Genomic DNA, 23,632 nt, shown 5'->3' on the forward strand with positions numbered 1-23,632 from the left:
CGTAAGGGACAAAAAGTCCCGAGTTAGTTCATGAGGCATTCCTAGCGCGTTGAAATCGGCTGGCATGACCCTTCTCCAAACAGCATTCGCCATGATATTGAAGAAGCCACCTGGCCCTTGGCGAGCCAAACAAGATGTCAAATAAAGTTCTCGACCTTGCGTCGATGCCTTTCTATGAAGGCCTCTGATATCTTTTGCTCGTGGGCTTGGGGAGCGTAATCGCTGCGATTGCCTTCTTTGGCGCCGTCGTCCTGGTAGCCTCCATCCTACCGAAACGCTGACGCCGGCAATAGTTGGCACCTCGCGAGCGTCGGGTTTTTGTTGCCGCAGGGAACACTACCCCAAATAGAAAAGTTTTGGAGATGCACGCCGACGGCTCCCCGAGCGGTCTGCGGCAATCGGCACCAGCAATTTAACCGGCTCCAACGAGCCGGTTCTTTTGCCCGACGTGCCCTTTCCGTTGCGGCGAAGCCTCCAGCCCCGAGCTGGTTTTTGTCATGTGCAGGACACTCCTCTGTTTGAGGGATAATCCGGCAGCGCAGGAGGGTATATGTTTGCCCAATCGGTGGCCTCGCCAACCAAGGCCATCGTTCTGGAGCGAGATGGACTTGCCCAACCCGGTTCGCCGCACGCGAGCCGGGTTTTTTGTTGACTGTCCCCAGGCTCAGGATGTCGGCTTGTGGGTCGGCTCGATCCTGAGGCCGCCGAAGCGATCTTGGAAGGTCTACTTCGAATTTAACCGCCAAATCACGCTAATAGTCAAGATTAGATACAATATAAAATGAGGTTAAAACACAAACCCAAACTGCAGCAAGAACTATGAGCCAATGAAATGCACTGTCCCGCCGAAATAATATGGAGGCAATCCCGCTAGCGGTGATTACACATGCTAGGAGAAAAAATATAAGCTTAACTAAATCGACCGTGTCCACTACTTCGCTCGCGTTCTGCGTGCCCCTCTATATTATATTGAAGAAGTTATCGTTAAGCGTCAATTCTGCAAATAGCGGTAATAGTAGAAGAATAAGGGGGATACCCAGCGGAGTCAGAGAGTTACCCTACAATAATCCTTCGGCGGATTCCGTACTCACTCCGCCTCCTGCCACGCAAAAACGCATATCCTCAGCACGCTGAAGGCGTGATAGCGGTTGCAAGTCGCGCGGTGCGTCGCAGAAGAAGCTGGCGAAGATACGATGGAGTCGGTTGTCAGGCACATTCGGCAGCCGAAAAAGGCCGATGGCGAACCATCCTGGCTAACCATTCCGCAACCATTTGAAACTGCTGTTGAATGGCGCTCCCAACCGGACTCGAACCGGTGTTTTCGCCGTGAGAGGGCGACGTCCTGGGCCACTAGACGATGGGAGCAGCGGCAAGGAGTGGGCCTATAGCGGGAAAGCTCGCTGCGAGCAAGGACCAATCTGCGCTTTTTCGCATTCGCAGATCGCCCGCCGTCGTTCAAGGCCTGGCAATGCCATTGGCAGGAGAAGGAAGCCGTCGATGCGATGGCTCCCTCGAGATTTGGCATACGGCCGGAAACCGCGCGGATACCGTCTTAGCGCACGCCGACCAGACGCTTGGGTGCGCGATATTCCACCACGACGGAGCGCGGTGCGGCAGAGGCGCGAGACTGCCCGATCGGCAGGCTCAGCCGGCGCTCGGTCGGCTTGAGCGGCGCCGGGCGTTTGGCGACAGCGCGCACTTCTTCGGCACCGATGCCGAGCAGGGACGCAGCAATTTCGATCTGCTGCTCGAACTCGTCGCTAAGGCATTCCGCGGCAATCATCGCTTCCTCGATGGTGGGAAGCGCCTGCTTGACACGCCGGCTGCCATATTTTGTCTTCCAGGTCTCGCTCACGGGAGTGAATGCCTTCTCATTGATCACGCTCACCATAGCAGGATTCGAGCGATATTGCACCGCAGCATAAGCTGGCCTGCCATGCGCTTTAAGGGTGACGAATCGCTCCTGCATATCCTTTCGATTCGGTCCGTGCGATTTGCCACACCCCAGATGGGATGATGCTGAAGCGATTCAAGGGACCCTTCAGCCGACATCCCTTGGTAGCGGCAGGATCACGATCTTCCACTGCGAACGCCGACATGAGATCGGCCGCCGTTGGAGTCCCACTCACCTCCGCCCTCGCCGCCCAGGCCTGACAAGTCATGACGACCGCTCTTGACAGCATCGTTTCGCGTGCTATCTTGAATTTAATATCATTAATGAATAAATATTCAAAGCCCCATACGGGAGGACAGATGACAGCGCCCTATCGCCAATCAGCGTTGCAGGACACCGTGACAACGGGTCCGGACGCCGTGACGGCGGGCCCGGACTCGGCCTTGCGGGCCGTGGCCTCCCCCGCCTTCGGCGCCACCTCTGATCCGAAGGCGCTGGCCGAGATCGCCCGCCAGGTGCGCATCAAGATCGTCAAGACCATCGCCAAAGCGGGCCTCGGCCATGTAGGCGGCGACCTCTCGGTGACCGACATCCTCACCACCCTCTATTTCGGCGTGCTCGACATCGATCCCGCCAATCCGGCCAAGCCGAACCGCGACCGTTTCATCCTCTCAAAGGGCCATTGCGCGGCCGCCTTCTACAGCGTGCTCTCCCTGCGCGGTTTCTTCGATCCCGAAGCCGTCGACACCTTCATGCAGCCGCTCGCCGCGCTGAACGGCCATCCGAACCGCCGCAAGATCCCCGGCGTCGAGGCCAATACCGGCCCGCTCGGTCACGGCCTGCCCATCAGTGTCGGCGCCGCCGTCGGCGCCAGGCTCGCCGGCCAGGACTGGCGCACCTTCGTGGTGCTGGGCGACGGCGAACTGCAGGAAGGTTCGAACTGGGAGGCCGTCATGACGGCAGGCCACCGCAGGCTCGCCAACCTCACCGCTATCGTCGACCGCAACCGCTTCCAGCAGGGCGCGGGCACGGAGGCCACCAACACGCTCGAACCGCTCGCTGACAAGTTCCGCTCCTTCGGCTGGGAAGTGATCGATATCGACGGCCATGACACGGCGGCCCTGCTCAAGGTGCTCGCCGCCCGCGGCACCGACAAGCCCCGCGCCGTGATCGCCAAGACCTACAAGGGGCGCGGCGTTTCCTTCATGGAAGACAGGGTGGAGTGGCACCACAAGGTGCCGAGCGCCGAACAGGTCGAGCTCGCATTGAAGGAACTGTCGTCATGAGCGCCCACGAAGCTCCCCGCCCTGCCGGGGCGCCCGAAACCTTCGCGAAGGAAACTTTCGACTGCCGCGTGGCTTTCGCCGAGGAGCTGACCGCCCTCGCCCGCGCCGACAGCCGCATCGTGGCCGTGTGCAACGACAGCGTCGGCTCCAGCAATCTCGGCGCCTTCCAGAAGGAATTTCCCGATCGCCTCGTCAATGTCGGCATTGCCGAACAGAACATGGTGGGTGTCGGCGCGGGCCTTGCCAATGCCGGCATGATCCCCTTCGTCTGCGCCGCCGCGCCCTTCCTGTCAGGCCGCGCCACTGAGCAGATCAAGGCGGACTGCGCCTATTCGCAATATCCGGTGGTGCTGTGCGGCATGTCGCCGGGCATGGCCTATGGCGAACTCGGCCCCACCCATCACTCGATCGAGGATTTCGCCTGGATGCGGGCGATCGCCGAGCTCACCGTGATGGCGCCTGCCGATCCGCAGGAGACGCGCCAGGCCGTGCGCTGGGCCGCCGGCGCCGGCAAACCTATCTATATGCGCATCCCCCGCTTCAAGATCCCGGCCGTCAGCCCGTCCGAGTCACGGTTCGAGCCCGGCAGGATCGCCACGCTTCGCGAGGGCAGCGACGTCACCGTCGCCGCCATCGGTACCATGGTTTCGCGAGCGCTGGAGGCAGCGGATCTGCTGGCAAAGCAAGACGTTTCGGCCCGCGTCCTCAATGTCTCCACCCTCAAGCCGCTCGATGAGGAGACCATCCTCAAGGCCGCGCGCGAGACGGGGCGCATCGTCACCGCCGAGGAAGCGGTTGTCGGCGGCGGCCTCGGCGGCGCCGTTGCCGAAACCGTGTCGCAGCACCATCCCGTGCCGATGAAGATCCTCGGGGTATCTGGCTTTGCGCCAACGGGCGACACGCAGTTCCTGCTCGACCATTTCGGCCTGAATGCGCAGGGCATCGTGAAGGCAGCGCTCGGCCTCCTGGGCAAGGGAGCACATTGATGGCCGGCCCGCTCGTCCTCGCGATCGACCAGGGCACGAGCTCCACCAAGTGCCTGCTGGTCGACGGCTCCGGCGCCGTGGTGGCGCGCGGGCAAGCGTCCTTGTCCGAGAGCCATCCCCGGCCCGGCTGGGTCGAGCAGGACGCGAGGCAAATCTGGGCGAGCGTCAAGTCGGCCGTGGCGGCCTGCGTCTCGCCGGACCTCGCCTCTCGTGTCGTCGCGGCCGGCATCAGCACGCAGCGCGAATCCTGCCTGCTGTGGGACCGCAAGACGGGCGCGCCGTTTTCTCCCGTCCTGTCCTGGCAGGACCAGCGAACCTCCGCGCTGGCGCAGGAGATCGGCGCGCCCGACACCCTTGCCATGGTCAGGCGCGTCAGCGGCCTGCCGCTCGACCCCATGTTCTCGGCCCTGAAGCTCACCTGGCTGCTCGATGAGCTCGACCCGGACCGGGTGAAGGCACGGGCCGGTGACATCCTTTTCGGCACCATCGACAGCTGGCTGCTCAGCCGCCTCTCCGGCGAGCACCTGATCGAGGCCGGCAATGCCTCACGTACGCAACTCCTCGACGTCATGAAGGGGTGCTGGAACCAGGACCTGCTGGACCTATTCAGGGTGCCGGCCCAGGCGCTACCGCAGCTCACGGCTTCAACCGGCCCCTTCCCCACCCTGCGCGGTCTCGCGCCCCTGCCGGACGGCATCCCCGTACTGGCTGTCATGGCCGATTCCCATTCCGCCCTTTTCGCCCATGGCGCCATCGCGCCGGGCGAAGCCAAGGCGACACAGGGCACGGGCTCCTCGGTGATGGGCCTCGTCGCTGGCAGCGCCACCCTCGATCCGGGCCTTTGCCTCACCATTGCCTGGGCCATTGACGGCACAATGCCAGACAAGCTCGCCCTTGCCGCCGAGGGCAATATCCGCGCCGCCGGCTCGACCCTGCGCTGGGCTTCCAGCATCCTCGGCGTCACCACCGACGAGCTCGCCGCGCTGGCGAAGACCGCGCCGAGCAACGGCGTCGCCCTCGTACCCGGCTTCAACGGGCTTGGCGCGCCCTGGTGGGATGCGGAGGCGACGGGGCTCCTCACCGGCCTCACGCTCAGCACCGACCGCAAGGCCATCGCCCGCGCCGCCCTCGACAGCATCGCGCACCAGATCGCCGATGTAGTGGAGGCCCTCGACCGCAGCGGCACCCGGCTGCGCCGGCTCCATGTCGATGGCGGGCCGACCCGCAACGACCAGCTCATGCAGATGGAGGCCGACATGATCGGCCGTCCCATCCTGCGCGGCCACACGGCCGAGCTCTCCGCCCTCGGCGTCGCCCATCTCGCCGGCTTCAAGGCCGGGCTTTGGGACACCAAGACCCTCGCGGCGCTGGAGCGCCCGCACGACGTATTCGAGCCTGGGATGGAGGCGTGCGCGCGGGATCTCGAACGCCGGCACTGGCTCGACGCGGTGGCGCGCTCGCGGCTTCGGCCGGCAGGCGGCGCCTGAATGACACGGATAATCGCGCAAAGCGGACGAAATCGACACGGGAAGGAACAGGAATGTCAGCTCAAGCAGAGAATACGGGCCAGACGACGTCCCGTTTCAAGATCGACCTGACCAGCGGCGTATGGGGCCCCCTGATCGGCCTCCTCGTGCTGATCGCCTTCTTCTCGATCCGGGCGCCGCATTTCTTCACGGTCCAGAACGCCATCATCATCTTCGACCAGGTCACCGTCTACGGCATCCTGGCGATCGGCATGACGCTGGTGATCATCTCCGGCGGCATCGACCTCTCTGTCGGCTCGGTGCTGGCTTTCTCGGCGATGACGACGGGCTGGCTGTTCTCGATCGTCGGCCTCCCCTTCATGCTCGCCTTGTTCATCGGCATCCTCGCCGGCGCGGCCTGCGGCCTGATCTCGGGCCTTCTGATCACGCAGGCGCGCCTGCCGCCCTTTATCGCCACCCTCGCCATGATGACGGTCGCCAGGGGCCTCGCCAACAAATACACCGACGGCAATGTCGTCTCGGGCTGGCCGGACGCCTTCAACACCCTCAATACCTATCGGCATTTCGGCCTGATCACCGCCACCACCGCCTTCTTCCTGGCCCTGGTGGTGCTGACCTGGGCCTTCCTGAAATACCGCCCGGCCGGCCGCAACCTCTACGCCATCGGCGGCAATCCGGAAGTGGCGCGTCTTGCCGGCATCTCCGTGAAGCTGCAGATCGTCATCGTCTATGCCGTGGCCGGCGCGCTCTCGGCCGTCGCCGGCATGGCCAATGCCGCCCGCCTGCAGACCTCGCAGCCCTATGACGGCCTCGGCTACGAGCTCACTGCCATCGCGGCCGTGGTGATCGGCGGCGCCAGCCTCTCCGGCGGCGTCGGCAGCATCGGCGGCACGCTGATCGGCGTCCTGATCATCGGCGTCCTCAATTCCGGCCTCAGCCAGGTCGGCGCCCAGACCTACGACAAGGACGTGATCATCGGCATCATGATCGCGGCGGCCGTGGCCTTCGATACCCTTATCCGGCGACGCCGGTGACCAGATCGGGGCGGGCCCTGCCCTCCCGGTATCTCCCCAGAACCACCAACAAGCCAACCACCAACTGAGGAAACCGCTCTATGACCATGAAAACGCGTATGCTCGCCCTGGCGCTCGCCCTTGCCGTCTCCCCGCTCGCCCTCTCCGGTGCTCTTGCCGCCGACAAGATCAAGGTGGGCCTCGCCGTCGCCAACCTCCAGGCCGACTTCTTCAACCAGATCAAGCAGTCGGTCGAGAAGAACGCCGAGGCGATGGGCGCCGAGGTCATCACCGTCGACGCCAAGGGCGACGGCGCCACGCAGGTCAGCCAGATCCAGGATCTGATCACCCAGAAGGTGCAGGCCCTCATCTATATCCCGGCCGGCGCCGCCGCCGCCAGCGTGCCGGTCAAGGCCGCGAAGGCTGCCGGCATCCCGGTCATCGCCGTCGACCGCAACCCGGCCGATGCGCCCGGCGACACCTTCATTGCCACCAATTCGGTGGTCGCCGCCAAGACGCTGGGCGATTATGCCTGCAAGCAGACCGGCGGCACCGGCGTGCTCGGCGTCATCCAGGGCCAGATCGGCACCACACCTGAGCTCGACCGCGACAAGGGTTTCAAGGAAGCCATGTCTGCCTGCCCCGGCATCAAGGAAGTGGCCCGCGAAGCGTCCAAGATGTGGATGAAGGACGAGGGCTTCAACATCGCCCAGAACATGCTGCAGCGTGATCCGACCATCAGCGTATTCTTCGGCCGCGCCGACGCCCTCGCCCTCGGCGCCGCCCAGGCCGTCAAGGCTACAGGCCCCGACCACAAGGTCTGGGTCTTCGGCTTCGACGGCGACCTCGCCGGCCTCAAGGCCGTGAAGGACGGCACGCTCGACGGCACCATGACGCAGCGCACCCAGTTCATGGGCAAGCTTGCCTTGCAGTCGGCGCTCGACCTCGTCGCCGGCAAAAAGGTGCCGGCCGAGCAACTGCAGGATGCTGCGCTGACCACCAAGGACAATGTGGATCAGTACATCGCCGAGCATCCGTAAGCAGTCATCCCGTGCGCGGTGCGACGTGCAATGCCGCGCCGCAGCCAGACCAGACCGAAAGGTCTGGTCCGAGGACCGCAGGACGAGAAAAGCGCCCTACTCCTCATGCGATCCCGGATCTGCGCAGCATCGCTCCGCGCTGCAGCGCGTCCGGGATGACACCCTGGAGGCCCGTCATGTCCCAATCCAACGAACCTCTCGCCACGGGCCTGTCGGTGCGCGGTGCCGGCAAGAAATATGGCCCGGTCACTGTGCTCGAAGGTGTCGACCTCGAGGTCGGTCCGGGCGAAGTCGTGGCCCTGCTCGGCGAGAACGGCGCCGGCAAGTCGACCATCTCCTCGATCATCGCCGGGCTGGTACAGCCGACCGCCGGCACCATGACCTGGAACGGCCAGCCCTATGCGCCCGCCAATCCGCGCGATGCCCTGGCCCGGGGCATCGGGCTGATCCACCAGGAGATGCGGCTGCTTCCCGATCTCTCCATCGCCGAGAATGTCTTCGTCGGCCGTCAGCCGACCACCATGGGGCGTATCGACCGCGCCTCCATGGAGAAGCGCGCGGCCGAGCAGCTCCACCGCCTCGGCCTCCACGTGCGGACCTCGACCCTGGTGCGCAATCTGCGCATCGCCGCCCAGCAGCAGGTCGAGATCGCCAAGGCCCTCACGCTCGATGCCAGGCTGCTCATCCTCGACGAGCCCACCGCGGCGTTGGGGGGCGAGGAGACCGACCACCTGTTCGAACAGGTCGAGCGCCTGAAGAAGGAGGGTATGGGCTTCATCTATATCAGTCATCGCCTCGACGAGATCGCCCGTATTGCCGACCGCGTGGTGGTGTTGCGCGACGGGCGCCTGGTCGGCACATATGCCACCGCGCAGGTGCCGGTGAAGACGCTGGTCGAGGCCATGGTGGGCCGTTCGGTCGAGCGCATGTTCCCCGCCATCGCTGCCGCCACCAGCCGCGAGGTTCTGCGTGTCGAGGGGCTGAGCGCACTCGACAAATCCTTCAGCGACGTCAGTTTCAACGTGCACGCCGGGGAAGTCTTCGGCATTGCCGGCATCGTCGGCGCCGGACGCACCGAGCTGGTGCGCGCCATCGCCGGCGCCGATCCGATCGCTGCCGGTTCCATCATCATCGACGGCAAGCCGCTGGCGCCCAGGAGCCCGGCCGACAGCCTGGCTGCCGGCATCGTGCTGGTGCCGGAGGACCGCAAGGACCAGGGCCTCATCCTCGAACATACGATCGGCGACAACATCGCCCTCGGCAACTACCCGCGTGTCGCGCCCTCAGGCTTCGTCACACCGAGCGCCGTGCGCCGTTATGCCAATGAGAATATCAAACGCTTCGGCGTGAAGGGGAGCCCGGCCCAGCCGGTCAACCATCTCTCCGGCGGCAACCAGCAGAAAGTCGTGCTGGCCAAATGCATCTCGCGCCAGCCCAAGGTTGTCATCCTGGACGAACCGACGCGCGGCATCGATGTCGGTGCCCGGGCCCAGATCTATGACGTCATCGCGGGCCTTGCCAAACAGGGCCTCGCCGTCATCGTCGTCTCCTCCGACCTCGACGAAGTGCTGGGCCTTGCCAACCGCGTGATGGTCCTCAGCCGAGGCCTCAACCGCGGCATCCTCGATCACGATCAAGCCAACCGCGTCTCCGTGATGGAACGCGCCACGCTCTGACAGCAGGAAATGGGTTCATGCAGATCTTCAGACTGGACGGGCAAACCGCCTTCGTCACCGGCGCCGGCAGCGGCATCGGCCAACGCATCGCCATCGGTCTCGCCGAGGCGGGTGCCGACATTGCCGGCTTCGACCTGCCGGGCTCCAAGGGTATCGGCGCGACCGTCACTGCCATCGAGAAGCTCGGGCGCAAGGCCATTGCGCTCGCAGGCAATGTCACCCAGGCCGACGACCTCGCCAGGGCGGTGGACGAAGCCGAAAAGGCCCTTGGGCCGCTGCAGGTTGCAATCAACGCCGCCGGCATCGCCAATGCCGCGCCGGCCGAGGAGATGCCGCTCGACCAGTGGCAGCACATGCTCGACATCAACCTCACCGGCATCTTCCTGTCGTGCCAGGCGCAGGCGCGGGTGATGCTGCCGAGGAGGCGCGGCGCCATCGTCAACATCGCCTCGATGTCCGGCTCCATCGTCAACCGCGGCATCCAGCAGATCCACTACAACACATCCAAGGCCGGCGTGGTGCACCTCACCAAGAGCCTGGCGATGGAGTGGGTCGATCGCGGCATCCGCGTCAACGCCATCAGCCCGGGCTACACCTCGACGCCGATGAACCTGCGTCCCGAGGTTGCCGAACAGGTCAAGCGCTTCGAAGCCGAGACGCCGATGGGGCGCATGGCCCTGGTCGACGAAATGGTGGGGCCGGCGGTCTTCCTCGCCAGCGCCGCAGCCTCCTTCGTGACGGGCGTCGACCTTCTCGTGGATGGCGGCTTCGAGTGCTGGTGACCTGGCCATGGCGGGATGCGGTGGTGCACGAGTGAGATTGGCGCTTGTCGCTTCCCCGCGATCCGGTCGAGAATGGAGGCTTCCGCGCCGTCGCGCCGCAAGCGCACGGAACCCTCATTCCCGTAAGACAACGATAAGAACCATGTCCAGGGTCGACGAACTACGCCTCATCACCCGCGTCGCGCAGATGTATTACCTCGACGCCGTGAAGCAGTCGGACATTTCCGAGCGGCTGCACATCCCCCAGGCGCGCGTCTCGCGTCTCCTGAAACGGGCCCTCGACGAGAACATCGTCCGCATCTCGATCACGCCGCCCCCGGGCGTGTTCGCCGAGCTGGAGGCGGGGCTGCGCGAGCGCTTCGGCATCGATGAAGTCATCGTCGCCGAGGCGATGAGCGAGCGCGATGAAGCCATCCTTGCCGCCATCGGCGACGCCGCCGCGCATTTCCTCGAGAGCACCATTGCCGACAATGAAGTGATCGGCATCTCCTCCTGGAGCCTGTCGCTCCTGCGTACGGTCGACGCCATCACACCGATCAAGCGGGTGCAGGCGAGCAAGGTGGTGCAGACCTTCGGCGGCATGGGCAATCCGACCATGCAGTCGCATGCCCAGCACATCGTCACCCGCCTCGCCCAGCTCACCAACGCCAAGGCGCAGTTCCTGCCCGCCCCCGGCGTCGCCGGCTCGCCCGAAAGCAGGCGCATCCTGGTGAACGATCCCTTCGTGGAGGAGACCTTGCGCTGCTTCGCGGAGGTGACGCTGGCGCTGGTCGGCATCGGCTCGATGACGCCTTCCTATATGCTGGTCAATTCCGGCAACGCCTTCACGCGCGAGGAGTTGGACGAGCTCGCCGAGCACGGCGCCGTCGGCGACATGGGGCTGCGCTTCTTCGACGCGAAGGGCGCCCCGGTGATCACCCCCCTGAACGAACGCGTGATCTCGATGACGCTCGCCGAGATCAAGGCGGCCAAGCGCGTGGTTGCGGTCGCCGGAGGCTCCCGCAAAGTGCCTGCCATCCGCGCCGCCATGCTCGGCGGCTATATCGACGTGCTCATCACCGATCATTTCACCGCCGGGCAATTGCTGGCCGGCGAACCGCCTCCCAAGCTCTGATCAATACGACCTGAAAGGACATGCCATGACTTCCCCTTCCCGCTTTGCCGGCAAAACCGTGGTGATTACGGGCGCCAGCCGTGGCATCGGCGCCGCCATCGCCCGACGCTTCGCCGAGGAAGGGGCGGCGGTCCTGGTCAGCGCCAATGAGGCTCGGGTCGAGGAAGTAGCGGCCGAGATCAGGGGCAAGGGCGGCAGAGCCGCGGCCTTCGTGGGCGATGTGACCGACAAGGAAAGCGTCGCCGCGCTCTATGACACAGCCGAGCAGCATTTCGGCCGGGTGGACGTCTCGGTGCAGAATGCCGGCGTCATCACCATCGCCCGTATCGAGGACCTGACCGAGACGGAGTGGGACAAGATCATGGACGTCAACACCAAGGGTGTCTTCCTGTGCTGTCAGGAAGCGATCCGGCGCATGCGAAAGCATGGCGAGGGCGGGCGGCTGATCAACACCGCCTCCGGCCAGGCCCGGCAGGGGTTCATCTTCACCCCCCATTACGCCGCCTCGAAATTCGGCGTGGTGGGCGTGACTCAAAGTCTTGCCAAGGAAGTGGCCAAGGAAGGCATCACCGTCAACGCCTTCTGCCCAGGCATCATCGAGACCGACATGTGGGCTTATAATGATACCGCCTGGGGCAAGCTCCTCGGCAACTACAAGCCGGGCGAACTGATGGCCGAATGGGTGCGCAACATTCCGATGGCTCGCGCCGGCACGGGCGAGGATGTGGCGGGCCTGGTGGCCTTTCTCGCCAGCTCGGACGCGGCCTACATTACCGGCCAGACCATCAACGTCGATGGCGGCCTCATCATGTCATAGGCAACAAGCTGCGCTGACGGAGCGTGTTTAATCCATGTAACAGGGGATGAAAATTCATCTCGCGTGCCTGCTGGCGTAGAGCAGTGTGATGGTAACCGGCGGCTGCTTGAGCTTAATCAACAAATCTGATCTTTTAAATGAATTGCGCAGATATCCACCCTACCTCAAAAGAGTTAGTTCCGTAGTGTAATATGAGAAACTTAAACTCTCGATCTCCCTTTTGAGGCTCAGGGAGCAAAGAGGATTAGATCGAAAAGGATTAAGCTCTACCCCTCGGTTACTATCAATTCTCTACGTATCCTTGGATCAATTGGGGTGCAAAAAAGCAACACGCATCTTGATTTCGGGCAAGCAACGCTCATCATGATTAATAGCGCTTCACTTTTCCCTTGCTAAGGCGTTAATATAAAAGGAACCAGACGACGCACAAACGTAACATTCGCTTAATGGTTCGAAACTCGTCATGATCGCCCGCCTCCTGCGCCTTGTCCCGGTGCTGCTGATTTTGCTTGCAGCCAACTCCTTCAAGACAGCCTATGCTCAAAGAGCGCCCGCCGCCCAGGACCCGACGGTGATCGGCGATGTGGTCGGCCTCACGCCGGCGGTCCATGGCACCGTTTCCGGCCTGCTCGAGATTGGCTCCAAGGTCCACCAGGGCGAGAAGATCGACACCGGCCCCAGTGGTGTGATCGAGCTGCGCTTCCTCGACAACACCCACCTCATGCTGGGCTCGCACTCTTCGGTGACCCTGGACACCTTCGTCTATGCCGGCAACGGCAAGGCCAACTCCGTGGTGCTGCAATTCGCTCGCGGCGCCTTCCGTTTCGCGACGGGCGACTCGGCCAAGAGCGCCTACAAGATCCAGGCCCCTCAGGCCTCGATTGGTGTCCGCGGCACGAAATTCCAGGTTGATTCGCGCACCCCGACCAGCGCCATCACGCTTTACGAGGGCAAGACCTTCATCTGCCCACCGCATCGCCCGATCGGCTACTGCAAGATCGTCAAGCCGGGCGAGACCGCCCTCGTCGGCGATGACCGCCTCATCCGCATCGTTCCCGCCCAGGGTTCGCCCACGGAACACTGCACCGGCTCGCCGAACTCCAAGATCTGCGACATCTTCGGCGGCAAGTAGGACAACGCCCTACGCAAAACCGAGGAAAGGGCCCGTTCTCGGGCCCTTTTCGTTTCAGAACTTCTTGCTGAGGAATTTCGAGCCTTCCCACCCGAAACGCCAGGGCCGCTCCACCGCCTTGGTGATGCCGATGCGTGGCCCGGCGACGATGGGCGGTTCCTCCCGGCGGCGCTGGAGTTCGAAAGGAAGCTGCGTCAGCGCAAGTCCGTTCTGCGCACCGGTGAGGCCGAGGGCCTCGCAGAGCCGGCCCGGACCGGAGCAGAGCAACGTCCGCTTCGTGACGCCCCGCCGTTCCTCCATGCGCTCGATCCCCACCTCCGGCTCGATCGCGCGCAGCAGCACGGCGCTAGCCCGCCCACCCTCGCCGCTGACGAGATTGGCGCACCAATGCATACCGTAGGATAGATAGATATAGATGTGGCCGGGCTCGCCGAACATCACGGTGTTGCGCGGCGTCTGTCCGCGAAAGGTGTGCGAGGCCGGATCGTCGCGATCATAGGCCTCGGTTTCGACGATCGCGCCACCGACTCCGTCGACCAGGAGCGTCACGCCGATCAAATCGCGCGCCACCTGAAGGACATTGCGGTTATAGAAAGAAGCGGGAAGGAAGGTCATGGCGTCGGTGGGATTAATCTATTGTCATGAAATAGGCCATGTTTAAGACAGCTTGGCATTGACACCTGATAATCCCTGTTTAGCTTGCGGCTCGGTTTGAGTTAGGAACTTGTTGATGAACGACGCTTTCGACCGGCGGCTATTCCTCCAGGGAGCCGTGAGCCTTTCGACCCTGATTGCTCTGGGCTTGCCCGCGGCCGCATTCGCCGATGAAGGGGCCTTGACTTTCGGCCCCGCCGAACCCTTCTCCTTCGACGGTCTGGTCGACCGGGCTCGCAAGCTGGCGACCGAAGCCTATGTGCCGGCCGAGAAGCCCGCGGCGGACATCACCTCGAAGCTGACCTATGAAGAGCTCGGCAAGATCAAGTTCAAGACCGAAGACGCGCTCTGGGCGAACGGACCTGCCCCCTTCCCGGTGACCTTCTTCCATCTTGGCACCTTCTTCCAGAAGAAGGTGACGATCAACGTGGTCGACGGCAAGAACGCCAGCGAGATCATCTACCGCAAATCCTCCTTCGACATGCCGGCCGACAGCCCGGCCCAGGCCTTGCCCGACGGCGTCGGCTTTGCCGGTTTCCGCTTCCAGGAGCCGCGCACCGGCCCGATCGACTGGAAGAAGAATGACTGGGTCGCCTTCCTCGGCGCGTCCTATTTCCGCGCCATTGGTGAGCTCTATCAATATGGCCTCTCCGCCCGCGGCCTTGCCGTGAATGCGGCTGATCCAAACCCGCCGCACCAGGAGGAATTCCCCGACTTCAAGGAATTCTGGCTGGAGCCGGTGGCTGGATCCACCAACCAGGTCAAGGTCTATGCCCTGCTCGACGGCCCGTCCGTCGCCGGCGCCTTCTCCTTCCTGATGACGCGCGACAAGGCCGTGCTGATGGACATCGATGCGCATGTCTTCACGCGCAACGACATCAACCGCTTCGGCCTGACGCCGCTGACCTCGATGTACTGGTTCTCGGAGACCATCAAGCAGACAGCAATCGACTGGCGGCCGGAGGTTCATGATTCCGACGGCCTGGCGATGTGGACGGGAGGGGGAGAGCACATCTGGCGCCCGCTCAACAATGTGCCGGCGACGACCACCTCGGCCTTCATCGATTCCAATCCCCGCGGTTTCGGCTTGCTGCAGCGTGACCGCATCTTCGACCATTACCTCGACGGCGTGATGTATGACCGGCGGCCCTCGCTCTGGGTCGAGCCCTTGGCGCCCTTCGGCGAGGGCCAGGTGCAGCTCATCGAGATCCCCACCGATGACGAGATCCACGACAATGTGGTCGCCATGTGGGTGCCGAAGGATCCGGTCAAGGCCGGCCAGGAGTTCAACCTGAAATACCGCCTGCACTGGGCGGCGGACGAGCCCTTCCCCACCAATCTCGCACGGGTGGTGGCGACGCGCCTCGGCAATGGCGGCCATCCCGGCCAGCCGCGCCCGCCGGGCCTGCGCAAGTTCATGATCGAGTTCCTGGGCGACTCCCTCAAGGACCTGCCTTATGGCGTGAAGCCTGTTCCGGTCATCACCGCCTCGCGCGGCGAGCTCTCCTATATTTTCACCGAGGCGGTGCCGGATGGCATCAACGGTCATTGGCGCGCCCAGTTCGACCTGCAGGTCACCGGCCCCGATCCGGTGGAGATGCGCTGCTATCTCAAGCTCGGCGACAAGGTGCTGAGCGAGACCTGGCTCTATCAGTACCACCCGTTCTGACTGGGAGCGCGGACACCGCCACAACCACCAAGATGGTTGTGGCGGTGTCCGCTCTTGGAAAGGTGCCGTTGGCAGGAAAGAGCGTGATCGGTGTGCGGGTCTTCAGACCGGCATCTTGCCACTTATGTCCAGGGCATGCCGGTCTGAAGACCGGCACACCGATTGAGGCCGGCGCCCCGGACGAAACAGCGGACACCGCCACAACCATCTTGGTGGTTGTGGCTGAGATGTCCGCGCTCCCAGGTTCTTCCCAAACGCCGCGTCATGCACTAGACACCCCTTTTGCCGAAGGAAGTCTCGATGCCAACAACCGCCGCGGCGGGGCAGGCCAAGCCTGTCGCTAGCAAGCCTGTCGCCATCATCATGGGCAGCCAGTCCGACTGGGCCACGATGCGCCATGCGGCGCAGACCCTGGAAACGCTGGGCGTCGGCTATGAAGCGCTGATCATCTCGGCCCATCGCACGCCCGACCGTCTCTACGATTTCGCCAGGACGGCCAAGGCCAAGGGCTACCAGCTCGTCATCGCCGGGGCCGGCGGCGCCGCTCACCTGCCCGGCATGGCTGCCGCGCTCACCCCCCTGCCCGTCTTCGGCGTGCCGGTCGAATCCAAGGCCTTGGCGGGCGTCGACAGCCTGCATTCCATCGTGCAGATGCCGGCCGGCATTCCCGTCGGCACGCTGGCCATCGGCCGTCCCGGCGCCGTCAATGCCGCGCTGCTGGCGGCGGCCGTGCTCGCTTTGCACGATGAAGGCCTCGCTGCCCGGCTCGATCGCTACCGTGCCGCGCAGACAGCCGCCATCGCCGAGCATCCCAGCAATGACGAGGCTCCCAAGGCATGAGCGGCGTGCGTGTGCCGCCGGGCGGGACGCTCGGTATCCTGGGTGGCGGCCAGCTCGGCCGCATGCTGGCGCTGGCCGCGGCGGAGCTCGGCATCCAGAGCCATATCTATTGTCCCGACAAGGCAAGCCCCGCCTTCCAGATCGCCGACCGCTATACCTGTGCCGCCTATGAGGATCCCGCCGCCCTCGCCGCCTTCGCCGAAAGCGTCGATGCGATCACTTATGAGTTCGAAAACATCCCGGCCGCCACCGCCGCCATCCTTTCGGCAGCGCGCCCGGTCCTGCCGGCCGTTCGCGCTTTGGAGACCACGGCCGACCGCCTGACGGAAAAGACCTTCGTGCGCTCGCTCGGCATCGGCACGGCGGACTTTCGCGCCGTCGACAGCCAGGCCGACCTTGCCTCCGCCGTCGCCGCGCTCGGGCGCCCGAGCGTCTTGAAGACGCGCCGTTTCGGCTATGACGGCAAGGGCCAGACCATCATCCGGCCCGGCAGCGACCTCTCCGAGGCTCTTGCCCGCATGGGCGGCCAGCCTGCCATCCTGGAAGCCTTCGTGCCTTTCGTGGCCGAGGTCTCCGTGGTTGCGGTCCGCGGCGACGACGGTGCTGCCCGCACCTATGACCTCGTCGAGAACGAGCATCACGACCATATCCTCGACCAGTCGATCGTGCCCTCGCGCCTGTCGGCCCTGGTGGAGAACCAGGCCCGCGCCATCGCCATCAGAATCATCGCCGCCCTCGACTATGTCGGAGTTTTGGCAGTGGAGATGTTCGTCACCGCCGATCACAACGTGCTTGTCAACGAGATTGCGCCGCGCGTGCACAATTCCGGCCACTGGACGCAGAATGCCTGCCTGGTCAGCCAGTTCGAGAATCACGTGCGCGCCGTCTGTGGCTGGCCGCTCGGCTCGACCGATCGTCACAGCGATGCCGTGATGACCAATCTCATAGGCGACAGTGTCAATTCCTGGCGCGCGCTCGCGGCCGAGCCGAATGCCTCCGTCCATCTTTATGGCAAGCATGAAGCGCGTGCGGGCCGGAAAATGGGCCACGTCACACGGATTTTCCCCAAGAGTCGCTGATCCATGCTAAACTGTATGGACAGGTGAAGCCCCGTCTGATATGACGCCGCTTCCAAATTCGGCGGTGCCTTGGCACTGGGTTTTCTTGCGCCAAGCCGCCGCAGCAATTCACATCAAGTATAGGACAGCACGCGTGCAGGTTCTCGTTCGCGATAACAATGTTGATCAGGCTCTGAAGGCGCTCAAGAAGAAGATGCAGCGCGAAGGCATTTTCCGTGAAATGAAGCTCCGTGGCCATTATGAGAAGCCGTCGGAAAAGCGTGCCCGCGAGGCCGCCGAGGCCGTTCGTCGCGCCCGCAAGCTCGCTCGCAAGAAGCTGCAGCGCGAAGGCCTGATTCCCGCAACGCCCCGCGTTGTGAAGAAGTAAGCTCCGCTTCCGATCGAAGTTACCGTCTCCGACGAACGCCCGGGCATTTGGCCGGGCGTTTGTGTTTTGTGCGTTTGTCACAGCCTTGCCCAGATTTGCCGTTAGCGGCTTCGGGATCGACAACGGGGACGACGCGCGCAAGGCGCTTGACGTTAAGTCAGGAAGCCGGCAAACGCTGCGTTTGCGAAAAGTTCAAGGGAAGGCTTTACCTTCCAGCAAGGTTAATGCGGCAAATTGCCGGCCCAAGGCCTCGAGGGCGAAGGTCCCTGGCCATTGTGACTTGTCTCGAACTGTCCGGATCAGAATGATGACAGACCCCATGAATGCAGCCGCACCGGCCACCCAGCGGAGTTCGCGCTCCCTGTTCGTGGCCGCCCTGTTGCTGGGTGCTGCCAGCCTTGGCCTGATGAGCTGCGAGACCGTGGGGCGTGTCGGCAATGCCGATGACGGTGGCGAGAGCTACCAGGTGGCCTCCACCGACATCTCCTCCCTCACCCAGGTGATCGAGAAGAACCCGAACGATCCGGAAGCCTGGAACATGCGCGGCTCCGCCTATGCGCGCTCCAAGCAGTTCGGCCCGGCGGTCTCCGATTTCAATCGCGCCCTCCAGCTCGATCCGAACTTCGCGCAGGCCCTCGCCAACCGCGCCCTCGTCTACCGCCAGACCGGCCAGACCGACCAGGCGCTCGCCGATTACAACAAGGTCATCTCGGTCGATCCCAACTATGCGCCGGCCTATGTCGGCCGCGGCAACATCTATCGCCTGCAGGGCCAGACCCAGCAGGCCATGGCCGACTACGACAAGGCCATCCAGATCAAGCCGGAAACGGCCGAGGCCTATTACAATCGCGGCCTGATCCGCCAGGCCAGTGCCAATCACGAGGTGGCCATCGACGACTTCACCTCGGCGATCTCCAACGATCCGCTGGCCGAGGCGCCCTATTATTCGCGCGGCACTTCCTATCTGCAGCTGAAGAAGTACAAGGAGGCTCTGGCCGACTTCAACCAGGCCCTGCAGATCAACAACAAGAACCCGGCTTCCTGGGCTGGTCGTGGCTATGCGTCCGCCGGCCTCAACGACATCCAGAAAGCCCGCGAGAGCTTCCATCAGGCCCTCGGAATCGATCCGGGTAATTCCGCTGCCAAGAACGGCCTGGCGCAGCTTCCAGCCGGCTGAGACTGGTTGTCGCCGCTTCGGCGGCAGCGATCACGACCACGCGGACGTGCGGCTTGCCCTATTTTTGGCAGGGCTTATCCGCTGATGGTGCTGGCGAGGTCCTGATCAGCGAGAATACGCTGCACAGACCGGCATAAGGCGTTTTCACATCACCCTTCATCGCTTTGCCGGAGGCGGCGATGCGCCCCTCCAGGTCGACGGTGATGTAATCCTTCGGCTGCGTGATCCAGGTCGAAGCGCCAATGAAGACCCGCTTATCCTCGAAAATGTGCCCTGCGACCGCAAAGCAGCCTTCCTTGGCCGCCGGATTGGACGGCAAGGGATAGAAATGGAATGTGCCGAGGACCGCTTCTCCTGACTGCTGATCGAGAGACAGCGTCAATCCCGTAAGGCCCTGCCCGCAAAGATACGAGCCCTTCCAGGTGCCCGTCAGTGGCACGCTCTTGCCATCAGCCGCGAGAGCCGGGACCATCATCGCAAGGAGGAGTGCTGGTGCTGTCGCAGATTTCATGGCGATAACCTTCCCCGCATCGGATGCCGATGGCAGCGGGTGAACGATATCCGTGCCAAAGCCGGGCAGCAATCGCCAGCATACATGGGGACGCTGTGCTTTTTGAACCTCATCCCGCACTATCCACGTCGCGGGGGCTTACATCGGGCCGCTTCGATCCAATATAAGATTGAGCGAACGCGGCCAAGGCGGTATTGCGCCCTGGCCGTGCGCCTATCCGTTTTTCAAGAGCGCTCCCCGCGCTCCGGAGATTGCCATGGCCGATCTAATTGCTTCCGAAAACAAGACTTCCGACAAGATTCCCGTGACCGTCCTCACCGGCTATCTCGGCGCCGGCAAGACCACTTTGCTCAACCGCATCCTCACCGAGCCGCATGGCCAGCGCTTCGCCGTGATCGTCAACGAGTTCGGCGAGATCGGCATCGACAACGACCTTATTGTCGACGCCGACGAGGAAGTCTTCGAAATGAACAATGGCTGCGTGTGCTGCACGGTGCGCGGCGATCTCATCCGCATCATCGACGGCCTCTTAAAGCGCAAGGGCAAGTTCGACGCCATCCTGGTGGAGACCACCGGCCTTGCCGACCCGGCTCCCGTGGCCCAGACCTTCTTCATGGACCAGGACGTCGCTGACAAGACCCGCCTCGACGCCGTGGTGACGGTGGCCGACGCCAAATGGCTGAAGGACCGCCTCAAGGATGCGCCGGAAGCCAAGAACCAGATCGCCTTCGCCGATGTGATCGTGCTGAACAAGACCGATCTCGTCACCCCCGCCGAGCTGCGCGAGGTGGAGATGCGTATCCGCGCCCTCAACCCCTATGCCAAGCTGCACAAGGCGACGCGTTCCAACGTGGCGATCAACGATGTTCTCGGCCGCAACGCCTTCGACCTCGACCGTATCCTCGATCTCGAACCGGCTTTCCTGGAAGCCGACGAGCATGATCACGACCACGATCATGACCATCATCACGATCATGATCACCACCATCACGACCACGAGCACGGCCTGAAGCATTATCACGACGAGACCATGCAGTCCCTGTCGCTGAAGATCGATGGTGACGTCGACCCGGCCAAGGTGATGCCCTGGATCGAGCGTATCGCCCAGAGCGAGGGCCCGAACCTGCTGCGCTGGAAAGGCATCCTCTCCCTCAAGGACGAGCCCCGCCGCTTCGTGCTGCAGGGCGTGCACATGATCATCGAGGGTGACCTGCAGCGCGAATGGAAGCCGGGCGAGAAGCGCGAGTCGCGCCTGGTGTTCATCGGGCACGACATCAACCGCGAGGCGCTGGAGAAGGGCTTCCGCGACTGCGCGGCGTAAAGTCATCCCGTGCGCGACGCGGCACGCAGTGACGCTTCGCAGACACGGGACCGCATGCCGACAAAGGCACCCTTCTCCTCTTGCGATCCCGGATCTGCGCAGCACCGCTTCGCGATGCAGCGCGTCCGGGATGACAATTATCCCAAGAGCCCCTCATCGTGAACACCACCACCTTCCCCTCCTTGTCCGAAAGCACCACCTGGATCGAGGCTGGCGGCCATGTGCTCGCCGCGAGCTGGCTCGGCCGAACACCGGTCTTCGCCCTCACCGACGGCACGGTCCTCAGGGCCGAAATCGGCGAGGAGAAGCGCGACAGGCTGTTCGAGGATGCCGGCCTGCTCTCGGTCGCCTCGACCGGCACCATGCTCGTCGCCGGCGGCGATGATGGCCAGGTGGTCAAGCTCTCGGCCAATGGCGAGATCGGCCAATTGGGCGAGGTCAAGAACAAGTGGATCGATGCGGTGGCCGTCTCTCCCAGCGGCGCCACGGCCTGGTCGGCCGGCAAGCTCGTCTTCGTCCGCGACGAAAAGGGGGCGGTGAAGCAGTGGGTGGCGCCCTCCGGCGTGCGCGGCGTTGCCTTCATGCCCAAGGGCTATCGCCTGGCCATCGCCCATTACAACGGCGTCTCGCTCTGGTTCCCCAATTCGACGGCCACGCCGGAATTCTACGAATGGAAGGGCAGCCACCTCGACATCACGATTTCGCCCGATAGCCGCTTCATCGTCACCTCCATGCAGGAAAACATGCTCCATGGCTGGTCGGTGGCCGAGAGGAAGCACATGCGCATGTCGGGCTATCCCTCCAAGACGCGCTCCTTCTCCTGGTCGCATGACGGCAACTGGCTCGCCACCTCCGGAGCGGACGCCGGCATCGTCTGGCCCTTCCAGTCCAAGGACGGCCCCATGGGCAAGGCGCCGCGAGAATGCGGCATCCGCCACGCCAAGGTGACCCGTGTGGCCTTCCACCCCAAGGCGTTGGTGCTGGCGCTCGGCTATGAGGATGGTTGCGTGCTGCTCTGCCGGCTGACTGACGCTTCCGAGATCCTGGTGCGCCGCGCCGTCGACGGCTCGAACATCACGGCGCTCGCCTGGGACAAGACCGGCGCCCAGCTCGCCATCGGCACCGAGGACGGCCAGGCCGGCATCCTCACCTTGCCCGCTGCGGCCTGAGCCGATGTTCGGCCTGTTCCGCAAGCCGAGCCAGGCCGAACGCGACAAGGCGGCCGCCATCAAGGAGCAGGTTCGTGCGCTGTGTGGCCTCGGCCAGGAGACCACGGTGTCGGTGAGCGAAATCCAGTGCGGCGACGCCTCTTGCCCCGGCACCGAGACAGTGATCCTGATCATGCAGCCGGGCGTGAAGACCAGGGCCTGCAAGGTGCTGGCGCCGCTGGCGGACGTGGATGAGGCGGCGGTCGAAGCGGCGCTGGCCGAATAGGCCCGCTCACGCCTTCCGCGTTTCCAGTGCCTTCACATAGCTCGTGAGCGGGAAGCAAATCACGAAGAAGATCAGGGCCACGCAGCCATAGACAATGAAGGGCTGGAAGGTGGCATTGTTGATGGCATTGGCGGTACGCAGCAATTCCTCGAAGCCGATGATCGAGGTCAGAGCCGTGCTCTTCACCAATTGCACCAGGAAACCGACGGTGGGTGCCCGTGTGATCGAAAAGACCTGGGGCAGGATGACCAGGCGCAATTGCAGAAAATAGTGCAGGCCGAGACTCGCCCCGGCATCCCATTGGCCGCGCGGCAGGGCCTCGACACCGCCTCGCCAAATCTCGGCGAGGAAGGCGCTGGCGCACAGAGTGAGGCCGAGCACGGCGGTCAGCCAGGGGTCGATACGCAGACCCAGGCGCGGCAGGCCGAAGAAGACCAGGAAGAGCTGCAGCAAAAGCGGCGTTCCCTGGAACAGGCCGATATAATATTCTGCCGGCCGCCGCAGCCATTTGCGGCTGTCGATCCGCATCAGCAGAATGGCGAGGCCAACGATGCCGCCGCCGATAAAGGCGGCTATCGACAGGAGCACCGTCCAGCGGGCCGCCAGCAGAAGATTGCGCACGATATCCCAGAGGGTGAAGTCCATCATGCGGCACCTCTGAACAGGAAGCGCTGGCCACCGTTCAGCAGCACCCGGCGCAGGATGATGCTCAGCCCCAGATAGATCAGCGCGACCACGAGATAGGTCTCGAAGGGCAGGAAGGTTCTGGCCTGGATGAGGTCGGCCTCATAGGTCAGCTCCTTCACCGCAATCTGTGAGACGGCGGCCGACTCCAGCATCATGATGATAATTTGGCTGGTCAGAGCCGGCGAGATCACCCGCAAGGCCTGGGGCAACACCACCTTGACGAAGATCTGCCCGGGTCGCAGCCCGAGCGCCATGCCGGCCTCGGTCTGCCCCGGCGGCACGGCGTCGAGGCCGGCACCGACGATCTCGATGCCATAGGCCGTCAAATTGATGGTGATCGCGAGGATAGCGACCACCAGGGGATTGAGCACCAGCCCAATGCTCGGCAGCCCGAAGAAAATGAAGAACATCTGCACGATGAAGGGCGTGTTGCGGATCAGTTCGACATAGCCAGTGACGAAATAGCGGATGGGCACATGCCGGCTGCGCCGCCCCGCCGCGCCGATGACGCTGAGGACGATGCCCACCACGGCGGAGACGAGGATCATGCCGATGGTTGTCGCCGCTCCCCTCGCGATTGCGTCAGACGCTTCGCCGAGCCATCCGAAGTCGAGATCACCGCCCATCGTCGCGCCCTCTGTCGCAAGCCGGAATCCGTTTTCGCGA

General features: G+C 63.8%; 23 protein-coding genes and 1 tRNA gene. 18 read left to right on the top strand and 6 right to left on the bottom strand.

The genetic code is table 11. The annotated features are described in order from the left end of the window. Positions 1 to 1,289: 1,289 nt before the first annotated feature. Positions 1,290 to 1,365 (bottom strand) — tRNA-Glu (locus QQL24_RS23625). A 187-nt stretch (positions 1,366 to 1,552) separates the two neighbouring features. After that, the gene (locus QQL24_RS23630; protein ID WP_284314751.1) at positions 1,553 to 1,855 is read right to left on the bottom strand and encodes a hypothetical protein; all 303 of its coding nucleotides are present in this window, start codon (positions 1,853 to 1,855) and stop codon (positions 1,553 to 1,555) included. 398 nt (positions 1,856 to 2,253) lie between these two features. Here QQL24_RS23630 and QQL24_RS23635 point away from each other — a divergent pair, with 398 nt between their 5' ends. From QQL24_RS23635 to QQL24_RS23680, 10 genes are all read left to right on the top strand, one after another. Further along, on the top strand, positions 2,254 to 3,180 hold the full coding sequence (locus QQL24_RS23635; RefSeq protein ID WP_284314752.1) for a transketolase: 927 nt from the start codon (positions 2,254 to 2,256) through the stop codon (positions 3,178 to 3,180). Beyond that, entirely contained in the window at positions 3,177 to 4,166 is a 990-nt protein-coding gene (locus QQL24_RS23640) for a transketolase family protein (protein ID WP_284314753.1), read from the top strand. Before QQL24_RS23635 ends, QQL24_RS23640 begins: the two co-directional genes overlap by 4 nt. After that, positions 4,166 to 5,653: an FGGY family carbohydrate kinase gene (locus tag QQL24_RS23645; RefSeq protein WP_284314754.1), complete on the top strand. Its 1,488-nt coding sequence runs from the start codon at positions 4,166 to 4,168 to the stop codon at positions 5,651 to 5,653. The genes QQL24_RS23640 and QQL24_RS23645 overlap by 1 nt, the downstream gene beginning before the upstream one ends. A gap of 53 nt (positions 5,654 to 5,706) precedes the next feature. Beyond that, a complete protein-coding gene (locus QQL24_RS23650; RefSeq protein ID WP_284314755.1) occupies positions 5,707 to 6,687 on the top strand; it encodes an ABC transporter permease in 981 nt (326 codons plus the stop codon). A gap of 86 nt (positions 6,688 to 6,773) precedes the next feature. Next, entirely contained in the window at positions 6,774 to 7,706 is a 933-nt protein-coding gene (locus tag QQL24_RS23655) for a sugar ABC transporter substrate-binding protein (protein WP_431310754.1), read from the top strand. 176 nt (positions 7,707 to 7,882) lie between these two features. Further along, positions 7,883 to 9,382, top strand: coding sequence for a sugar ABC transporter ATP-binding protein (locus QQL24_RS23660; RefSeq protein ID WP_284314756.1), 1,500 nt, complete (start codon positions 7,883 to 7,885; stop codon positions 9,380 to 9,382). 17 nt (positions 9,383 to 9,399) lie between these two features. Continuing rightward, positions 9,400 to 10,164, top strand: a complete 765-nt coding sequence (locus tag QQL24_RS23665; RefSeq protein WP_284314757.1) for an SDR family oxidoreductase — start codon at positions 9,400 to 9,402, stop codon at positions 10,162 to 10,164. Positions 10,165 to 10,306: 142 nt separating this feature from the next. Then, positions 10,307 to 11,278: a sugar-binding transcriptional regulator gene (locus tag QQL24_RS23670; protein ID WP_284314758.1), complete on the top strand. Its 972-nt coding sequence runs from the start codon at positions 10,307 to 10,309 to the stop codon at positions 11,276 to 11,278. Positions 11,279 to 11,303: 25 nt separating this feature from the next. After that, positions 11,304 to 12,095 (top strand): glucose 1-dehydrogenase, encoded by a 792-nt coding sequence (locus tag QQL24_RS23675; protein WP_284314759.1) that lies wholly within the window; start codon positions 11,304 to 11,306, stop codon positions 12,093 to 12,095. Between the two features lie 463 nt (positions 12,096 to 12,558). Next, complete coding sequence (locus tag QQL24_RS23680; protein ID WP_284314760.1) at positions 12,559 to 13,227, top strand: FecR family protein; 669 nt, start codon at positions 12,559 to 12,561, stop codon at positions 13,225 to 13,227. A 54-nt stretch (positions 13,228 to 13,281) separates the two neighbouring features. On the opposite strand, the gene QQL24_RS23685 is transcribed toward QQL24_RS23680, so the two are convergent. Beyond that, on the bottom strand, positions 13,282 to 13,842 hold the full coding sequence (locus tag QQL24_RS23685) for a DNA-3-methyladenine glycosylase (protein WP_284314761.1): 561 nt from the start codon (positions 13,840 to 13,842) through the stop codon (positions 13,282 to 13,284). Between the two features lie 115 nt (positions 13,843 to 13,957). On the opposite strand from QQL24_RS23685, the gene QQL24_RS23690 reads away from it, so the two are divergent. The 5 genes from QQL24_RS23690 to QQL24_RS23710 all read left to right on the top strand — a co-directional run bounded on the left by QQL24_RS23690 (position 13,958) and on the right by QQL24_RS23710 (position 19,013). After that, on the top strand, positions 13,958 to 15,550 hold the full coding sequence (locus QQL24_RS23690; RefSeq protein ID WP_284314762.1) for an OpgD/OpgG family glucan biosynthesis protein: 1,593 nt from the start codon (positions 13,958 to 13,960) through the stop codon (positions 15,548 to 15,550). 300 nt (positions 15,551 to 15,850) lie between these two features. Next, the gene (gene purE, locus QQL24_RS23695; protein ID WP_284314763.1) at positions 15,851 to 16,390 is read left to right on the top strand and encodes a 5-(carboxyamino)imidazole ribonucleotide mutase; all 540 of its coding nucleotides are present in this window, start codon (positions 15,851 to 15,853) and stop codon (positions 16,388 to 16,390) included. Beyond that, a complete protein-coding gene (locus QQL24_RS23700; RefSeq protein ID WP_284314764.1) occupies positions 16,387 to 17,469 on the top strand; it encodes a 5-(carboxyamino)imidazole ribonucleotide synthase in 1,083 nt (360 codons plus the stop codon). Before purE ends, QQL24_RS23700 begins: the two co-directional genes overlap by 4 nt. Positions 17,470 to 17,602: 133 nt before the next feature. Continuing rightward, positions 17,603 to 17,836 carry a 30S ribosomal protein S21 gene (rpsU, locus tag QQL24_RS23705; protein WP_068285423.1) on the top strand — a complete coding sequence of 78 codons (234 nt, stop codon included), beginning with the start codon at positions 17,603 to 17,605 and terminating at the stop codon, positions 17,834 to 17,836. Between the two features lie 307 nt (positions 17,837 to 18,143). After that, a complete protein-coding gene (locus QQL24_RS23710) occupies positions 18,144 to 19,013 on the top strand; it encodes a tetratricopeptide repeat protein (RefSeq protein ID WP_284314765.1) in 870 nt (289 codons plus the stop codon). A gap of 58 nt (positions 19,014 to 19,071) precedes the next feature. Here QQL24_RS23710 and QQL24_RS23715 read toward each other — a convergent pair whose 3' ends face one another. After that, positions 19,072 to 19,596, bottom strand: a complete 525-nt coding sequence (locus QQL24_RS23715) for a hypothetical protein (protein ID WP_284314766.1) — start codon at positions 19,594 to 19,596, stop codon at positions 19,072 to 19,074. 184 nt (positions 19,597 to 19,780) lie between these two features. On the opposite strand from QQL24_RS23715, the gene QQL24_RS23720 reads away from it, so the two are divergent. The 3 genes from QQL24_RS23720 (at position 19,781) to QQL24_RS23730 (ending at position 22,279) form a co-directional block, all read left to right on the top strand. Beyond that, positions 19,781 to 20,845, top strand: a complete 1,065-nt coding sequence (locus tag QQL24_RS23720; RefSeq protein WP_284314767.1) for a CobW family GTP-binding protein — start codon at positions 19,781 to 19,783, stop codon at positions 20,843 to 20,845. A 155-nt stretch (positions 20,846 to 21,000) separates the two neighbouring features. Next, positions 21,001 to 22,014 carry a WD40 repeat domain-containing protein gene (locus QQL24_RS23725; protein ID WP_431310755.1) on the top strand — a complete coding sequence of 338 codons (1,014 nt, stop codon included), beginning with the start codon at positions 21,001 to 21,003 and terminating at the stop codon, positions 22,012 to 22,014. Positions 22,015 to 22,018: 4 nt separating this feature from the next. Then, positions 22,019 to 22,279: a hypothetical protein gene (locus QQL24_RS23730; protein WP_284314769.1), complete on the top strand. Its 261-nt coding sequence runs from the start codon at positions 22,019 to 22,021 to the stop codon at positions 22,277 to 22,279. Positions 22,280 to 22,285: 6 nt separating this feature from the next. Here QQL24_RS23730 and QQL24_RS23735 read toward each other — a convergent pair whose 3' ends face one another. Together QQL24_RS23735 and QQL24_RS23740 are read right to left on the bottom strand one after the other, a co-directional pair. Beyond that, positions 22,286 to 22,927, bottom strand: a complete 642-nt coding sequence (locus tag QQL24_RS23735) for an amino acid ABC transporter permease (RefSeq protein ID WP_284314770.1) — start codon at positions 22,925 to 22,927, stop codon at positions 22,286 to 22,288. Continuing rightward, entirely contained in the window at positions 22,924 to 23,592 is a 669-nt protein-coding gene (locus QQL24_RS23740; RefSeq protein WP_284314771.1) for an amino acid ABC transporter permease, read from the bottom strand. The genes QQL24_RS23735 and QQL24_RS23740 overlap by 4 nt, the downstream gene beginning before the upstream one ends. Positions 23,593 to 23,632: the final 40 nt, after the last annotated feature.

The sequence above is a fragment of the Labrys miyagiensis genome, assembly GCF_030160835.1.
GTDB classification, from domain to species: domain Bacteria; phylum Pseudomonadota; class Alphaproteobacteria; order Rhizobiales; family Labraceae; genus Labrys; species Labrys miyagiensis.

Bases quoted from the DNA above. Each gene is read 5' to 3' on its own strand.
- QQL24_RS23635 (WP_284314752.1), top strand. From the start codon at position 2,254: ATGACAGCGCCCTATCGCCAATCAGCGTTGCAGGACACCGTGACAACG.
- QQL24_RS23640 (WP_284314753.1), top strand. From the start codon at position 3,177: ATGAGCGCCCACGAAGCTCCCCGCCCTGCCGGGGCGCCCGAAACCTTC.
- QQL24_RS23645 (WP_284314754.1), top strand. From the start codon at position 4,166: ATGGCCGGCCCGCTCGTCCTCGCGATCGACCAGGGCACGAGCTCCACC.
- QQL24_RS23650 (WP_284314755.1), top strand. From the start codon at position 5,707: ATGTCAGCTCAAGCAGAGAATACGGGCCAGACGACGTCCCGTTTCAAG.
- QQL24_RS23655 (WP_431310754.1), top strand. From the start codon at position 6,774: ATGAAAACGCGTATGCTCGCCCTGGCGCTCGCCCTTGCCGTCTCCCCG.
- QQL24_RS23660 (WP_284314756.1), top strand. From the start codon at position 7,883: ATGTCCCAATCCAACGAACCTCTCGCCACGGGCCTGTCGGTGCGCGGT.
- QQL24_RS23665 (WP_284314757.1), top strand. From the start codon at position 9,400: ATGCAGATCTTCAGACTGGACGGGCAAACCGCCTTCGTCACCGGCGCC.
- QQL24_RS23670 (WP_284314758.1), top strand. From the start codon at position 10,307: ATGTCCAGGGTCGACGAACTACGCCTCATCACCCGCGTCGCGCAGATG.
- QQL24_RS23675 (WP_284314759.1), top strand. From the start codon at position 11,304: ATGACTTCCCCTTCCCGCTTTGCCGGCAAAACCGTGGTGATTACGGGC.
- QQL24_RS23680 (WP_284314760.1), top strand. From the start codon at position 12,559: ATGATCGCCCGCCTCCTGCGCCTTGTCCCGGTGCTGCTGATTTTGCTT.
- QQL24_RS23685 (WP_284314761.1), bottom strand. From the start codon at position 13,842: ATGACCTTCCTTCCCGCTTCTTTCTATAACCGCAATGTCCTTCAGGTG.
- QQL24_RS23690 (WP_284314762.1), top strand. From the start codon at position 13,958: ATGAACGACGCTTTCGACCGGCGGCTATTCCTCCAGGGAGCCGTGAGC.
- purE (WP_284314763.1), top strand. From the start codon at position 15,851: ATGCCAACAACCGCCGCGGCGGGGCAGGCCAAGCCTGTCGCTAGCAAG.
- QQL24_RS23700 (WP_284314764.1), top strand. From the start codon at position 16,387: ATGAGCGGCGTGCGTGTGCCGCCGGGCGGGACGCTCGGTATCCTGGGT.
- QQL24_RS23710 (WP_284314765.1), top strand. From the start codon at position 18,144: ATGACAGACCCCATGAATGCAGCCGCACCGGCCACCCAGCGGAGTTCG.
- QQL24_RS23720 (WP_284314767.1), top strand. From the start codon at position 19,781: ATGGCCGATCTAATTGCTTCCGAAAACAAGACTTCCGACAAGATTCCC.
- QQL24_RS23730 (WP_284314769.1), top strand. From the start codon at position 22,019: ATGTTCGGCCTGTTCCGCAAGCCGAGCCAGGCCGAACGCGACAAGGCG.
- QQL24_RS23735 (WP_284314770.1), bottom strand. From the start codon at position 22,927: ATGATGGACTTCACCCTCTGGGATATCGTGCGCAATCTTCTGCTGGCG.
- QQL24_RS23740 (WP_284314771.1), bottom strand. From the start codon at position 23,592: ATGGGCGGTGATCTCGACTTCGGATGGCTCGGCGAAGCGTCTGACGCA.